We start from the raw sequence: 14,158 nt of genomic DNA on the forward strand, positions 1-14,158 counted from the left end.
GTAACATGAAAAGAAAGCAAGAACGGTTTAGGATAATTGAAGAGCGTGACAATGTGCTTGAGCCAACTAAACCGTTGTTCAGACAAATAAAAGGAAACTGGCTTACCGGCTATTTTAAAAACACAAATCCCATTTCCGTTGAGTTGGCTTGTGGCAGGGGAGAGTATACCGTAGGCCTTGCATCGCTTTTTCCGGACCGGAACTTTATTGGTGTTGACATAAAAGGCGAGCGTATCTGGAAGGGGAGTACAATAGCCGTTGAGAAGCAACTGGCCAACGTTGCTTTCCTTCGAACTCAAATCCTGCACATCGAGAATTTTTTTGACCGGGAAGAAATTGATGAACTCTGGCTTACTTTTCCGGATCCACGGCCGCGCAAGCGCGACATTAAGCGCAGGCTTACGAGCCCCCGGTTTCTTGAAATGTATAAGCGATTGGTTCGGCCTGGAGGAATTGTTCGTTTAAAAACCGACAACACAAGTCTCTTTCAATATACCCTTGAGGAGTTGGAGAACCGGTCGGACATTACTGACCTTGTGTATACCTTTGATCTGTACCAATCGGATTTACGGCCCGAATGTTTTGATATTAAAACACGGTATGAAGAAGCATTTGCCAGTCAGGGAGAAACCATAAAGTACCTTCGGTTCAGGTTTGCTTATACCTAGATCCAAAACCTATAACTACCCGGTGCATCGTTAGCGTAATTAAATCACTTTTAAAGGGTAACAATTCGGTAATACGCCATTGAAGCTGGCGTAATGGCATGACTTTACTTTTGCATGAAAGAACTTCTTTAAGGTTTAGGTTACCTGGAGGCCTTTAGTCTCCAGGTTTCTTTATATCCGCTGCATGAGTAAAAGAAAGAAGCGCGAGCTCGACATTGTAGTTTTATCCGACATCCACCTGGGCACTTACGGTTGCCATGCCGAAGAGCTTCTCCGCTACCTCAAAACCATCAAGCCAAAAAAGCTCATTCTTAATGGCGACATTATTGATATGTGGCAGTTCAGCAAGCACTACTGGCCCAAAGCTCACATGCAGGTGATAAAGCACATTACCGGGTTGCTCACCAAAGGCACTAAAATCATTTACCTGACCGGCAACCATGATGAGATGCTGCGCAAATTTGCCGGTTTTAAGTTGGGATCATTCCAGATTGAGAACAAGGTGGTACTGAAGCTAAATGGTAAGCGCGCCTGGATTTTCCATGGCGATGTATTTGATGTTACCATGAAATATTCAAAATGGCTGGCCAAACTCGGTGCAGTGGGGTATGATACCTTAATCCTTATCAACACGTTTGTAAACTGGTGCCTGACCCGCTTTGGTCGTCAAAAAATATCGTTATCGAAACGGGTGAAAGACAGTGTTAAAACCGCAGTAAAGTTTATCAACGATTTTGAGAAGACAGCAGCCGACATAGCCATTTCAAACGGCTACGACTATGTTGTTTGTGGCCACATCCATCAACCGGAAATCAGGAAAATTGAAACCGATAAAGGTGAAGTTATGTATTTAAATTCGGGCGACTGGATTGAAAATCTTACAGCTTTGGAGTATGACGGCACAAGCTGGAGTGTTTACCGCTACAAAAATGATGCACACGCCAAAGCCATGAAATTGCCTAAACGCCTGAGAAGTAAATTGGATAATGACGAAATTTTCCGAGACTTGGTAAACGAATTCCTGCTCGCCAAAAAGTGAAAATATTATATGCCATACAAGGAACCGGCAACGGCCATGTAGCCCGCGCGTTGGATGTCGTACCCATTTTAAAGGAATATGGGGATCTTGATATTTTTTTAAGTGGCGCACAGGCCGATATCAAACTGCCATTTCCGGTGAAGTATAAATCAAAAGGCCTGAGTTTTTTCTTTGGCAAATCAGGTGGTATCGATTTCCTTAAAACGTTCAAGCAAAACAGTTCGAAGGAAGTTTACCGCGAGATCAAAAAATTTCCGGCTGAAAAGTATGACCTGGTTATAAATGATTTCGAGCCAATATCGGCTTGGGCTGCCCGAAAAAAGAAAATCCCCTGCGTTGCCCTCAGTCACCAATCGGCTTTGCTTTCCAATAAAGTGCCACAACCCAAACATTTTGATCCGGTAGGGGAATGGATTTTGAACAATTATGCCCCGGCCGATGCTTCGGTAGGTTTTCATTTTGCCCGCTTCGATAAAGCCATCTACACACCAGTTATCCGGTCTTCTATCCGGCAGGCCAACATAAAAAAGGGTGAACATTATACGGTTTATCTTCCTGCTTATGACGACCGGAAGCTTGTGCCGTTGCTGGCGCGTGTGCCCAACGTTCGTTGGCACATTTTTTCAAAGCATGCGCATAAACCTTACCATATAGGGCAGCTTTCTGTTTACCCGGTGAATAATGAAGAATTTGTAGCCAGTATGGTTTCATCCAAAGGTATTTTGTGTGGTGCCGGATTTGAAACCCCTGCTGAAGCCTTGTTCTTAGGTAAGAAACTAATGGTGGTACCCATGAAGAAGCAGTACGAACAACACTACAATGCCGAAGCACTTCGCGATTTGGGTGTTCCCGTGCTTAAGAACATCAAAAAGAAGCGACTTCCGAAAATCGTAGAGTGGATTGAATCAAAACAAAAAATCGAAATCAATTACCCCGACTCCACCCAGGAAGCTATTGAACATGCCCTTCGGCTTGGCGGTTACTCGTTTTAGCCAGAGGCTGAATTAAAATATTTAATTCTGCGGTAATGCGATTGTAAACTCCTGTTAACGTTTGTGCCATACTTTTCCGAAACACTGTTGCTATGTCGGAAAAGAAACCGTTGCGGGTATTGGTGGTGGATGATGACCGGGATATTCTTGAGTTGTTGAAGTATAATTTGTGGAAGGAGGGGTATAAAGTAAAAGTGCTGGAAGAAAGCTCCAAGGCCATTAAGGCAGCAAAATCCTTTTCGCCCGATTTAATTGTACTTGATTTAATGATGCCGCACCCTAACGGTATTGAGCTTTGTCGTGAACTTAGAAAGATGAAGCAGTTTGAGGATACCTACATTTTTTTCCTTACCGCTAAATCAGAACCTTACTATCAGCAAGCCGCCCTGGATACCGGAGCCGATGACTACATCGAAAAAATTATGGGGCTGCGTTCACTTACGCATAAAATCGCTGCGGTACTTAAAAAGGATTATGTTATCCGTAAAGGCGAAGCCGAGCTTGCCGTAGGTAAAATTGTTCTAAAACGAAAGAAATTCCTGGTGCAGGTGGGTGAGCAGGATGTTGCTTTGAATAAACCGGAATTTGAAGTGCTTTTCTTTTTGGCTCAAAATCATGGGAAAGTTGTAAATAAAAGTTCACTGCTCCAGTTTTTGTGGGGCTCTGAATTGTTCCTTTCAGAATCATCGCTTGATCTTTATATCGATAGCCTGGAGCAAAAGCTGGGCAAGGGGTATATCCATCGAAACGATGAGGGGCAATACAGCTTCCGGGTTTAATCCTGGTCAAGCCTGTCTAAAACTGCTGACAGGGTATCGTAACTTTTGTAACCAGCCTTCTCTTCTGCAGAACCTTTCAGCGAAATACCAACTCGGGGCGTATTTCTAATAAACTCAACATCAGGCTCAACCCCAGTTTCAACGTCAAGTAATACCATAAAATGACTGGAAATCTCCCTGATTATACTTTTATCAGTACTGGCCGGTACCTGAAGAATTTTAATAACAGATTTAAAGTCGCGCAGCACAGCAGGTTGGTCGTAATACTGCTCTGCCTGCAACGCCAAAACGAGTGGAATATCTTTTGGCCTGAGCTTCAGCAACTCATGACAGGATAGTTCGATCATATCGGGCTGATAGTTCTCAAGCAAAGTATGGTATTCTTCAGGATTATCGATACCATAAATTTCAAGAACCACCTTCGGCCCCACAAACCACCCGCGCAGTTCCTGAAATTGAATTGGATTAATGTAGTCCGGTTTTCCTTCTACGCCATTGAAACCAAGCAGTTCCACGCCCATGCCGGCACAATACCGTGCATCACTCAGGTTGGTAATACTGCCTACTTTAACCGTTGTTTTTAAGCCCATGCTAAATCGGTATCTTTGGGGTTAGACTAAATAAGATTCCAGGACTGGTTACGTTTTATTCCAGGTCCTGAATTACTAAAAAACAACTGACACTTGAAACGGTTTATCACATATTTCATTGTATTGTTATTACTAATGGCCGCTTGCCATGACGGTGAAAACCTTCGGGCCAGGGATGAGGAATACTTTCCATTGCAAGTGGGCTCTTTTCAGGTTTATGCTGTAGAAGAAATACGCTATACGGCATTTAATCCACCGGAATCGCTTGCGTACGATCTGAAAGTGGAGATTGTCGATTCTTTTACCAACTCCGAAGGCGGTGTCACTTACATACAGCACCGCAGTACAAGAATGAATGAGGAAGATCCATGGGTTTTCAACGAAACATGGTCGGTTCGAAGGACCAGTCAGTTTGCTATTGCAACGGAGGGTAATACTTCGTACGTAAAGCTCATTTTTCCACTACAACGCGGGTCAAAGTGGAACGGAAACTTGTTTAATGGTTTAAGTGTGGATGAATATACATTACAAAGTAAAGGTGAAGTGTTTGCTGCAGGCAATGGGCTTACCTTTTCCCATGCGGCTGTGGTAACCCAGAATAATGAAAGCAATTTGGTATTTAAAGATGAACGGATTGAAGTGTATAGCCCAGGCCTTGGGCTGGTGTTTAAGGAAAGCAAAGTCTGGAGTTACAATTGTTCCGGTGGTACTTGTACCGGGCAGATAAACAGTGGAAAATACTTGAAGCAAGTGTTGAAAGAGCATGGATAGGCGCTTCGTTTTATGGATTTTTATTCTCAGCACATCGGTTGGATTTGCCCAGGTAAATCAATACATGGTTTTCTTCACGGACAAGACCGGCACACCCCATAGCATTAGTAATCCGGCAACTTACCTTTCGGCAAAAGCAATCCAGCGAAGGGTTACACAGCAAATTGCAATAGAAGAAAATGACCTTCCGGTAAATCCGGTCTATATTCAGGATATAAAAAATACAGGCGCATCTGTAATCTATAAATCGAAGTGGCTAAATGGGGTTTTGGTTTCATGTGATGAGACCCTTGTTCCGGTAATGGAAGCTTTGCCACAGGTACGTTCGGTTGAATACGTAGCACCGGGTGCGCACGCCTCTGCAGGAGGAAGAAAAAAATCAAAAAACGATACTGAATATTTAAAACAAGCTTCCACAGACACACAACTTTACATGCTTGGTATGGATGCCATGCATGCCGATGGATACAGAGGAGACGGCATTACCATAGCCGTATTTGATGGTGGTTTTCTTGGGGCCGATCAAACACCTCCTTTTGCGCACATATTTTCAGAAAATCGTTTCAACGCCTCAGCTTCGTATAATTTTATTCAACGAAATAATAACGTGTTTCTATATGATGATCATGGCACGCGGGTGTGGTCTGTCATCGCTGGTTATGCTGACGGATCATTTGTAGGGGGTGCGTATAAAGCAAATTTTCAGCTTTATGTCACGGAAGTTGTGCCAACGGAGTATAGGATAGAAGAGTACTATTGGCTGTTTGCTGCCGAACGTGCCGATAGCGCAGGGGTTGATATCATCAATTCTTCATTGGGTTATAATATAGGCTTTGATGATCCCTCCATGGATTATAGTAAAAGCGAGATGGATGGTAAAACAGCCGTGGTTACCAGGGCTGCACAATTCGCGTCAGATAAAGGTATGCTGGTGGTCGTTAGCGCAGGCAATGAAGGGCTTGATGCATCGTGGCGAATAATTACAGCACCAGCTGATGCAAAAGATGTGTTGGCCGTGGGGAGCATTAACAGTTTTATGGTTCGTTCGCCCACCAGTTCAATAGGGCCCACGGCCGATGAGCGCATAAAACCCGATGTGGTGGCTTTGGGTTCCGGAACATCAGTAGTGCGTGCAAACGGCACGATAACTACAGGATCGGGCACATCCTTTTCAGCTCCCCTGGTAACTTCCCTGGCTGCCGGTATATGGCAACATAAAACCACGCTTACGAATAAAGAGCTGCTTAGGGTTATTCGTGAATCCGCATCAATGGGTACAAATCCTGACAATTTTCTTGGCCATGGTTTGCCTGGCTATCTGGCTGCGCTCAATTATATCGAATTAGCCGGGCAGCAAGAGTTGATTGCTGTATTTCCGAATCCCGTAGTAAATAATTCTTTAAGTATCCGGCCCAAAAAACCTGAGGATTTTGATGCGACTGTTGTTTCCATTATGTCCACCCAAGGGCAACGCGTATTTGAACAAAAAGTCGAATTCGGTTGGTCGAACATTCAGTTCAATGCCGATATATCCGCCCTCTCTGCCGGTATTTATATTCTTCAGGTTGTCAACCGGCAAGCCCGCTACTCCTGGCGGATTGTAAAGTACTGAGTTGGTATCCAGCCTATCTGTATATTTGGGAAATTTTTGACTTCATGCCCAAACCCATAGTTGCCCCTTCCATCCTGGCATCCGACTTTGCCAACCTTGAACGCGAAATAAAAATGATCAATGAAAGCCAGGCGGATTGGATTCATGTTGACATCATGGATGGGGTTTTTGTTCCCAATATCTCCATGGGGCTTCCGGTAGTGGAAGCCGTAAAGCGGCATGCCCAAAAGCCTCTGGATGTTCACCTGATGATCGTTCAACCAGAGCGCTATGTTGAGACTTTTTATAAAGCCGGGGCGGCAGTTATTTCGGTGCACGTTGAGGCGTGCCCACATTTGCACCGTAACATCCAACAAATTAAATCGCTTGGGTGCCAGGCCGGTGTAGCCCTTAACCCGCATACACCAATATCCTCACTGGAGCTTATCATAAAAGATATTGATCTGGTTTGTGTGATGGCCGTAAACCCTGGTTTTGGCGGCCAAAAGTTTATTGAACATACTTACCATAAGGTAAGGCAGTTGCGCTCACTTATTGATGCAACCGGCTCACCCGCTAAAATTGAAATTGATGGCGGTGTAAACCTTCATAATGCTTCTGCGTTAGTAGCTGCAGGTGCCGATGTTTTGGTGGCCGGTAATTTTGTTTTCAGTTCTTCAGCACCTCAGGCAGTAATCAGCCAGTTGAAGGAGCTACCATAAAGCATTTCCGGCAAGGTTTTTGATTTTTTACGCAACAAATTCGAAGTCATCATGAAGAAGTGTGCTCTGCTATTTTCGGTGTTAATTTTCTTTTCCTGTTCCAGATCAGTAACGCGGATTGATCCGGATACACAAATTGATTTAAGTGGGCGATGGAATGATACCGATTCAAGGCGTGTTGCCGACCAAATGATACATGATTTGTTTAAGTCAGATACCTTTAGAAAATATACCGATGCCTTGGGCCGAAAACCGGTAATCATGATCAGCTCCATCCGTAACCGCACCAGTGAGCACATTGAGCCTGGAAATTACATCAGCAAATTTGAAATCGTTATCCATAACTCAGGCATGGCTGATTTAGTAGAATCCGGAGAGTTTCGTGATAAGGTGAGGAAGGAGCGTGCCGAACAGCAGGACTTTGCCGATCCGGCAACAGCCGCACGCTGGGGCAAGGAGTTGGGGGCCGATGTAATCCTATTTGGCGAAATGAATTCCGAAACGGATGTTTATAACAAGAAGCGTGTGGTGAACTATATTACTACGTTGTATTTAACCGATGTGGAGACCAACAGACGTATTTGGTATGGCCAACACGAAATTAAAAAGCTTGTAAAAAACTAATCTGCTCCTTGTATGCTGAAGGGTTTATCAGTCATCAGTATGTTGATGCTGCTTTCAGCATGTGCTTCCTTCTACGAAGGCACATACGAATATAACCGGCAGTTCGAGCAAGGTAACCTCGAGCAAGCACTAAAATCCCTTCGATCCAGTTCCTTGTATAACCGCAAGCATGCCCAATTTCTTGCACATGTAAACAATGGTCTTTTGCTTTCAGTAATGGGGCGGTATGAAGAGAGCAATGCTTACTTTGAAAAGGCTTACATTTTTGGTGAAGACTACCGCATAAATTATGCACGCGAAGCGGCATCTTACCTGACTAATCCTACCGTTACCATTTACAAGGGTGAAGACCATGAACATTTAATGCTGCTCTATTACAAGGCCCTGAATTTTGTAAAGATGGAACGTTATGAGGATGCGTTAGTGGAATGCCGCAGGTTAAACATTCGGTTAATGCAGTTGTCAGACCGGTACAACTCGCCCGAACGGTACAGACGAGATGCTTTTATTCATAATTTGATGGGAATTATTTATCAGGCAAACAAAGACTGGAATAATGCTTTTATTGCGTACCGCAATGCACTTGAGATTTATGAAGAGGACTATATGAGAATGTTTGGGGTTTATCCTCCTGATCAGTTAAAGTCTGACTTGTTGACGGCTGCATGGAATACTGGCTTTAAAGAGGAATATTCTTTTTATAAGGATAAGTTTGGTTGGGACGATTTTACAGTGAGTAAAAGTTCAGCTGATTTGATTTTTTTCTGGCACAATGGATTGGGACCGGTTAAGGATGAGTGGAGTATTAATTTTATGATCAGGCGGTCGGGTGATGCTTTTGTATTTTTTAATGAGCATCTCGGGCTGTCGTATACATTCCCGGTTGCCAATGATGATGATCGAAAGGCATTAAGTAGCCTTGAAATAGTCAGGGTGGCTTTTCCTCGATATGTCGAGCGACCACCGCTATACAGTTCAGCTGTAATTTTTAAAGACGATGCAGTATTTCCGTTGGAACTCACAGAAGACATTAACCGCATAGCTTTTAAATCGTTGCAGGAACGGATGTGGCTTGAGTTCAGCAAAGCGCTTATACGGGTGGCGTTAAAAAAGGCCGCAGCACATAGTGCACGAAAAGAAGATGAAGGTTTTGGGGCCCTTATCGGTATGGTTAACGCTATAACAGAAAAAGCCGATACCCGTAACTGGCAAACCTTGCCCCATAGCATTTTGTATACCCGCGTTCCGCTTGAAGAAGGAACCAATACAACGCGGTTTACCATGCGTCTTCCCAACGGTTCGGAAGAAGATCACTCCTTTACGTACCGTGCAAAAGCAGGGCAAACACTATTTCATACCTTTACATCGTTAGAAACAAGAGTTCGCGGTCGTTAAGAGTAGGATGCTGCCGATATTTCGCTATTTTTGATGTTTAAATTTCAGATAATGAGGGTTTTATGAACCTTATGTCCTTAAGCGAATAATCACCTGAACCGCAAGATTGCCATATCCCTTTTTAGTTTGTTCCTGAGCATGCCAGGTTATTTGCTTGCACAGAAGGATAAGGATGTAAGTATTCCGCTGGATCATTTTTATGTCGATCGGCAAGGTGCCGGGTTGTTCAGGAAACTGTTGAGCAAAGTAAATTTTGGATTAAGTACCGGGTATAGTTCCACCGTGTTCAAACATAATGTGGATGGGTTTGGCATCTATCAACCGGCCACCGATAATCCGTTTTTATTTAATCCGGCAGCCCCGGCCAATGGATTGAGCAATTGGTTTAATGCAGTGGCTGATTCTTCCTTAACATTTAATCCTGGCGACTTCCTGGTTAATTCCGACACAGCCAAGCTTGGGTTTAAGAGTAAGTCATTTACCATTCCTATACGCACTACGGCCCACGTGGAAATCAGGCAGCGCTATCGTGTTGGGGGAGGGTACTCCTTTGAGTACACCCGTGTACGGGATTTTATGCCCCAGAATTTCGATGGGGATATAAGACCTTATAGCCCTGAGTTTTCTTCCTTCTTCCTAAAAAAATATTTTCTGCTTTTAGGTGCATCAGTTTACCGCTACGATAACTATTTGCTTACAGTTGATGCTAACATTGGCGGATATTCGTTGGGAAAAAAATTCGATAAGGCCGTTATCGATAAAGGCATGTTTTTTAACCTGGGTGCGACCATTGAACGCGAAATGTCGGAGTATTTACGACTTTTTGTACGCCCATCCTTTGAGTTTAAGGGCTACAACCTGAACATTGCCGAAACCGGCACGAGTATCCGTCATAAAATAAATGCATTTTATTTTAATGTGGGGGCATCTTATCGGATACCCGAGCTACGCAGATGTTTTTTGAAAGAATGCCGCGCCCAAATAAACCATGCCCATGGTAACAGGGAGTATCGCAGCAGGGTGCATCCTGTTTACAAAAAGCAGAACCCCCATTATGGCGAAAACTATCCGAACCTGATCAAATATAAGGGCAAGAACAAGCGGAAACTGAACCCTTATTAACACCACAGGCCGGCTCACAAAAATGCCTGTTTAAGCATGAATTTAGCCGTCCGAAAAAGCCCATTTTTAGGATCATTTTGTTATCTTGCACCGCTCAAAAAATAGCCTCTAACGTGCTGATTTTGAGAGTATATTGACAACTAATCAAATACCCTGAACGTGGCTGAAGAAACCAGTGGTTTGCCTCCCGGCAGACAGAACATCATCCCCATAAATATTGAAGATGAAATGCGCGGTGCATACATCGATTATTCGATGTCTGTTATCGTGTCGAGGGCATTGCCCGATGTACGTGACGGTTTAAAACCGGTACATCGCAGGGTTTTATATGGCATGCTTGAACTGGGTGTAAACTATAACAAACCATATAAAAAATCAGCCCGGATAGTAGGGGAAGTGCTTGGTAAATACCACCCGCATGGCGATGGATCAGTCTACGATACCATGGTTCGCATGGCACAGGATTGGTCCATGCGGTACCCTTTAGTAGATGGCCAGGGAAACTTTGGATCCATTGATGGCGATGCCCCGGCAGCCATGCGTTATACCGAAGCACGCCTGCGCAGGGTTGCTGAGGAACTTCTGGCGGACATCAATAAAGATACCGTTGACTTTCAGCCCAACTTTGATGATTCCCTTACCGAACCTACTGTATTGCCCGGTAAGTTGCCTAACCTTTTGGTAAACGGTGCTTCTGGTATTGCCGTGGGCATGGCCACCAATATGGCCCCTCATAACTTACGCGAAGTAGCCGATGGCATCGTGGCCTACATCGACAATAATGATATTACCATTGAAGACTTAATGAAATTGATCACCGCCCCTGACTTTCCTACGGGAGGGACCATTTATGGTATTGGGGGCGTTCGGGAAGCTTATCGCACCGGACGAGGAAGGGTTGTGATCCGATCGAAAGCTGAGATTGTAACCCAGGCCAATGGAAGGGAACAAATCGTGGTCACGGAAATTCCGTACCAGGTTAATAAGGCTTTGATGATTGAAAAAACAGCCGCCCTGGTAAATGAAAAGAAAATCGAAGGCATATCCGATATCCGTGATGAATCAGACCGGGATGGTTATCGCATCGTTTACGATTTGAAAAAGGATGCGATCGCCAACATCGTACTGAATAATTTGTTCAAATACACACAGTTACAATCTAACTTCGGAATTAATAATGTAGCCCTTGTAAAGGGCAGGCCGCAAACGCTTAACTTAAAAGAGCTGATCAAGCATTTTGTTGACCACCGACACGAGGTGGTTATCAGGCGTACACAATTTGAGTTAAATGAAGCTGAAAAGCGTGCCCACATCCTGGAAGGATACCTGATTGCCCTGGACAACCTGGACGAAGTTATTGCCTTAATAAGGGCCTCAAAAGACCCGGATACCGCCAAGACCGAATTGATGAAACGTTTCGGTCTATCCGAAATCCAGTCGAAGGCAATCCTTGAGATGCGCTTGCAGCGATTAACCGGCCTGGAGCGCGACAAAATCCAGCAGGAGTATAAAGAAGTAATGGACCTTATAGGTCGTCTGAAAGAAATCCTTTCGAGCGAGCCTTTGCGCATGCAGATCATCAAAGACGAGCTTACCGAATTAAAGGAGCGATATGGTGATGACCGCAGAACGTCAATCGTTCATACTGAAGAAGATGACATTCTTCCCGAAGACATGATCCCGAACGAGGAGATGGTAATTACCATTTCCAACCAGGGCTACATCAAGCGCACCTCCCTGTCCGAATACCGTACACAAGGCAGGGGTGGTACCGGTTCACGCGGGGTAGCTACCAAAGAAGATGACTTTACCGAGCACTTGTTCATCGCCCATGCCCATAACTATTTGCTGATCTTTACGGAAGGCGGCAAGGTATACTGGAAAAAGGCATATGAAATACCGGAAGGGAATAAAACATCAAAAGGCCGGGCTATCCAGAACTTAATAAACATCGAACCGGGTGATATGGTTAAATCGGTAATTAACATTACCAGTCTGGAAGATCAGGATTATCTCAACAACAACTTTGTTATTCTGTGTACCGAAAAAGGTACCATTAAAAAAACCTCGCTTGAAGCTTACTCGAGGCCGCGGCAAGGCGGAATAAATGCCATTACCATTCACGAAGGCGATAAGCTTTTAACAGCCTCATTAACAAACGGTAAGAATCACATCATTATAGCCAAATCAGAAGGTAAGGCCGTACACTTTAGCGAAGAGGACGTGCGCCCAATGGGACGCACCGCTGCCGGTGTAAGGGGCGTCACGCTGGATTCCAATAACGATAAAGTTATCGGCATGGTTTGCATTACCCGGGAAGATGCTAATTTGCTGGTCGTTTCGGAAAAAGGGTATGGAAAACGTTCTTCGATAGATGATTACAGGGTTACCAAACGAGGTGGAAAAGGCGTTAAAACCATAAACATCACGGATAAAACTGGCAAGCTTGTTGCAATCAAGGAAGTTGTTGATGAAGACGACCTGATGATTATTAACCGTTCCGGAATTACCATTCGCATAAAAGTAAGCGAACTTCGTGTAATGGGCAGGGCCACACAAGGGGTTAGGCTTATAAAATTGAACGATGAAGACAGGATTTCATCCGTAGAGAAAATACAAAAAATGGCTGAAGAGCCTGACGAGAACTAAACCACGATTATAACCTAAAACAAAAATGAAAAAAGTAGTTATTCTTCTATTGATCGCCTTGCCATTGGCGATGTATGCACAGAAGCCCTTAAAGCCTAATTTAAATAAAGCATTGACCTCCTGGAAAGAAGGTAAACTTAAGGATGCCAAGGACATGATCGATGTTTGTGCAACTGATCCTAAGTTATCTTTAGATGCCAAAACCTGGTTTTACAAAGGCTTGATCTACGCATCGTTGGACACGACATCAAACAAAACGTTTAAGGCCCTTTCCGGGAACGCACTTCAGGAATCCCTTGATGCTTTTGCAAAGTCTGATGAACTGAACAAAAACTCAAAAAACGAACTGTTTTACCAGGATAATTCTTTCTTTCCCGTAACCAAATCAACTGCCATAAGCGCTTTAGGTGGCTATTACATTAACGAAGGTGCCAAGGCCTATCAGGATGATGATTATGAAGCAGCCCTGAAAGCGTTTGAAAAGTCTCAGAAGTTTCTTCCCAAAGACACTACCGCTTATTTCTACGCTGGTTATGTTGCTTATGCTTTGGAAGAATACGACAAAGCGTTGTCAAATTTCAACGAATACAATACCCTTGGAGGTAAATCTGCTGATGCCTATTCCATAATTATCAATATAGTTGGAGGGGTGAAAGAAGATAAGGAAAAAGCTTTGGCATTAACCCGTGAAGCCCGAAAGAAACACCCTAACCATAAAGACTTTCCATTGATGGAAATAGGGTACCTGATTGACCTTGATAAGACCCAAGAGGCTAAAGGGGGGCTTGAGCAGGCTGTAAAGAATGATCCAACCAATAAAACCTTGCATTTCTATCTGGGCTATGTTAATTCAAAGCTTGATAAGTTTGATGATGCCAAGAAAAATTTTGAAGCTGCTCTAAAAGTTGACCCAACCTATTTTGATGCACAGTATTACCTGGCACAACTTTACCTGATCGAAGCCGATAAGATCAAACGTGAAATGAATAACCTTGGAATTTCTGCTGCTGATAAGAAGAAAAAAGTTGAATTGGACGCAGAACTTGTAAGGCGCTATAAGGAAGCGTTACCCTATTGGGAAAAAGCCGAGAAGCTGAATCCTTCCGATACCGATGTTTTAGATAAATTAAGTATTATCTACTACTACCTTGGTGAAGATGCTAAAGCAGCACGAGTTGAAAAGCGTTTAAAAGAGCTGGGTATAGAATAATTCGTA

13 protein-coding genes are annotated in these 14,158 nt (G+C 43.9%); 12 read left to right on the forward strand and 1 reads right to left on the reverse strand.

Annotation, left to right across the window (positions count from 1 at the left end; all coding sequences use genetic code 11):
* Nucleotides 1–5: 5 nt before the first annotated feature.
* The 4 genes from trmB (at nt 6) to KIT51_10365 (ending at nt 3,478) form a co-directional block, all read left to right on the forward strand.
* Nucleotides 6–668, forward strand: a complete 663-nt coding sequence (gene trmB / locus KIT51_10350) for a tRNA (guanosine(46)-N7)-methyltransferase TrmB (protein ID UYN85296.1) — start codon at nt 6–8, stop codon at nt 666–668.
* 184 nt (nt 669–852) lie between these two features.
* Entirely contained in the window at nt 853–1,707 is an 855-nt protein-coding gene (locus KIT51_10355; GenBank protein UYN85297.1) for a UDP-2,3-diacylglucosamine diphosphatase, read from the forward strand.
* On the forward strand, nt 1,704–2,699 hold the full coding sequence (locus KIT51_10360) for a glycosyl transferase (GenBank protein UYN85298.1): 996 nt from the start codon (nt 1,704–1,706) through the stop codon (nt 2,697–2,699). The genes KIT51_10355 and KIT51_10360 overlap by 4 nt, the downstream gene beginning before the upstream one ends.
* Before the next feature lie 92 nt (nt 2,700–2,791).
* A complete protein-coding gene (locus KIT51_10365) occupies nt 2,792–3,478 on the forward strand; it encodes a response regulator transcription factor (protein ID UYN85299.1) in 687 nt (228 codons plus the stop codon).
* Here KIT51_10365 and KIT51_10370 read toward each other — a convergent pair.
* Nucleotides 3,475–4,068, reverse strand: coding sequence for a hypothetical protein (locus tag KIT51_10370; protein UYN85300.1), 594 nt, complete (start codon nt 4,066–4,068; stop codon nt 3,475–3,477). The two genes, KIT51_10365 and KIT51_10370, sit on opposite strands and share 4 nt — an antisense overlap.
* A 93-nt stretch (nt 4,069–4,161) precedes the next feature.
* Here KIT51_10370 and KIT51_10375 point away from each other — a divergent pair, with 93 nt between their 5' ends.
* From KIT51_10375 to KIT51_10410, 8 genes are all read left to right on the forward strand, one after another.
* The gene (locus tag KIT51_10375; protein ID UYN85301.1) at nt 4,162–4,839 is read left to right on the forward strand and encodes a hypothetical protein; all 678 of its coding nucleotides are present in this window, start codon (nt 4,162–4,164) and stop codon (nt 4,837–4,839) included.
* Nucleotides 4,832–6,451, forward strand: a complete 1,620-nt coding sequence (locus KIT51_10380; protein ID UYN85302.1) for a S8 family serine peptidase — start codon at nt 4,832–4,834, stop codon at nt 6,449–6,451. Before KIT51_10375 ends, KIT51_10380 begins: the two co-directional genes overlap by 8 nt.
* 44 nt (nt 6,452–6,495) lie before the next feature.
* The gene (locus tag KIT51_10385; GenBank protein ID UYN85303.1) at nt 6,496–7,152 is read left to right on the forward strand and encodes a ribulose-phosphate 3-epimerase; all 657 of its coding nucleotides are present in this window, start codon (nt 6,496–6,498) and stop codon (nt 7,150–7,152) included.
* Nucleotides 7,153–7,203: 51 nt separating this feature from the next.
* Entirely contained in the window at nt 7,204–7,776 is a 573-nt protein-coding gene (locus tag KIT51_10390; GenBank protein ID UYN85304.1) for a penicillin-binding protein activator LpoB, read from the forward strand.
* A 12-nt stretch (nt 7,777–7,788) separates the two neighbouring features.
* Nucleotides 7,789–9,171, forward strand: coding sequence for a hypothetical protein (locus KIT51_10395; protein UYN85305.1), 1,383 nt, complete (start codon nt 7,789–7,791; stop codon nt 9,169–9,171).
* A 138-nt stretch (nt 9,172–9,309) separates the two neighbouring features.
* Nucleotides 9,310–10,293, forward strand: a complete 984-nt coding sequence (locus KIT51_10400; GenBank protein UYN85306.1) for a hypothetical protein — start codon at nt 9,310–9,312, stop codon at nt 10,291–10,293.
* Nucleotides 10,294–10,521: 228 nt separating this feature from the next.
* Entirely contained in the window at nt 10,522–12,942 is a 2,421-nt protein-coding gene (gene gyrA / locus KIT51_10405) for a DNA gyrase subunit A (GenBank protein ID UYN88556.1), read from the forward strand.
* A gap of 25 nt (nt 12,943–12,967) precedes the next feature.
* Nucleotides 12,968–14,152 (forward strand): tetratricopeptide repeat protein, encoded by a 1,185-nt coding sequence (locus tag KIT51_10410; protein ID UYN85307.1) that lies wholly within the window; start codon nt 12,968–12,970, stop codon nt 14,150–14,152.
* Nucleotides 14,153–14,158: the final 6 nt, after the last annotated feature.

Source organism: Cyclobacteriaceae bacterium (assembly GCA_025808415.1).
GTDB lineage: Bacteria > Bacteroidota > Bacteroidia > Cytophagales > Cyclobacteriaceae > UBA2336.

Coding starts and splice junctions, on each gene's coding strand:
- KIT51_10370 (UYN85300.1), bottom strand. CDS start 4,068: ATGGGCTTAAAAACAACGGTTAAAGTAGGCAGTATTACCAACCTGAGT.
- KIT51_10365 (UYN85299.1), top strand. CDS start 2,792: ATGTCGGAAAAGAAACCGTTGCGGGTATTGGTGGTGGATGATGACCGG.
- KIT51_10410 (UYN85307.1), top strand. CDS start 12,968: ATGAAAAAAGTAGTTATTCTTCTATTGATCGCCTTGCCATTGGCGATG.
- KIT51_10355 (UYN85297.1), top strand. CDS start 853: ATGAGTAAAAGAAAGAAGCGCGAGCTCGACATTGTAGTTTTATCCGAC.
- gyrA (UYN88556.1), top strand. CDS start 10,522: ATGCGCGGTGCATACATCGATTATTCGATGTCTGTTATCGTGTCGAGG.
- KIT51_10380 (UYN85302.1), top strand. CDS start 4,832: ATGGATAGGCGCTTCGTTTTATGGATTTTTATTCTCAGCACATCGGTT.
- trmB (UYN85296.1), top strand. CDS start 6: ATGAAAAGAAAGCAAGAACGGTTTAGGATAATTGAAGAGCGTGACAAT.
- KIT51_10400 (UYN85306.1), top strand. CDS start 9,310: ATGCCAGGTTATTTGCTTGCACAGAAGGATAAGGATGTAAGTATTCCG.
- KIT51_10385 (UYN85303.1), top strand. CDS start 6,496: ATGCCCAAACCCATAGTTGCCCCTTCCATCCTGGCATCCGACTTTGCC.
- KIT51_10395 (UYN85305.1), top strand. CDS start 7,789: ATGCTGAAGGGTTTATCAGTCATCAGTATGTTGATGCTGCTTTCAGCA.
- KIT51_10390 (UYN85304.1), top strand. CDS start 7,204: ATGAAGAAGTGTGCTCTGCTATTTTCGGTGTTAATTTTCTTTTCCTGT.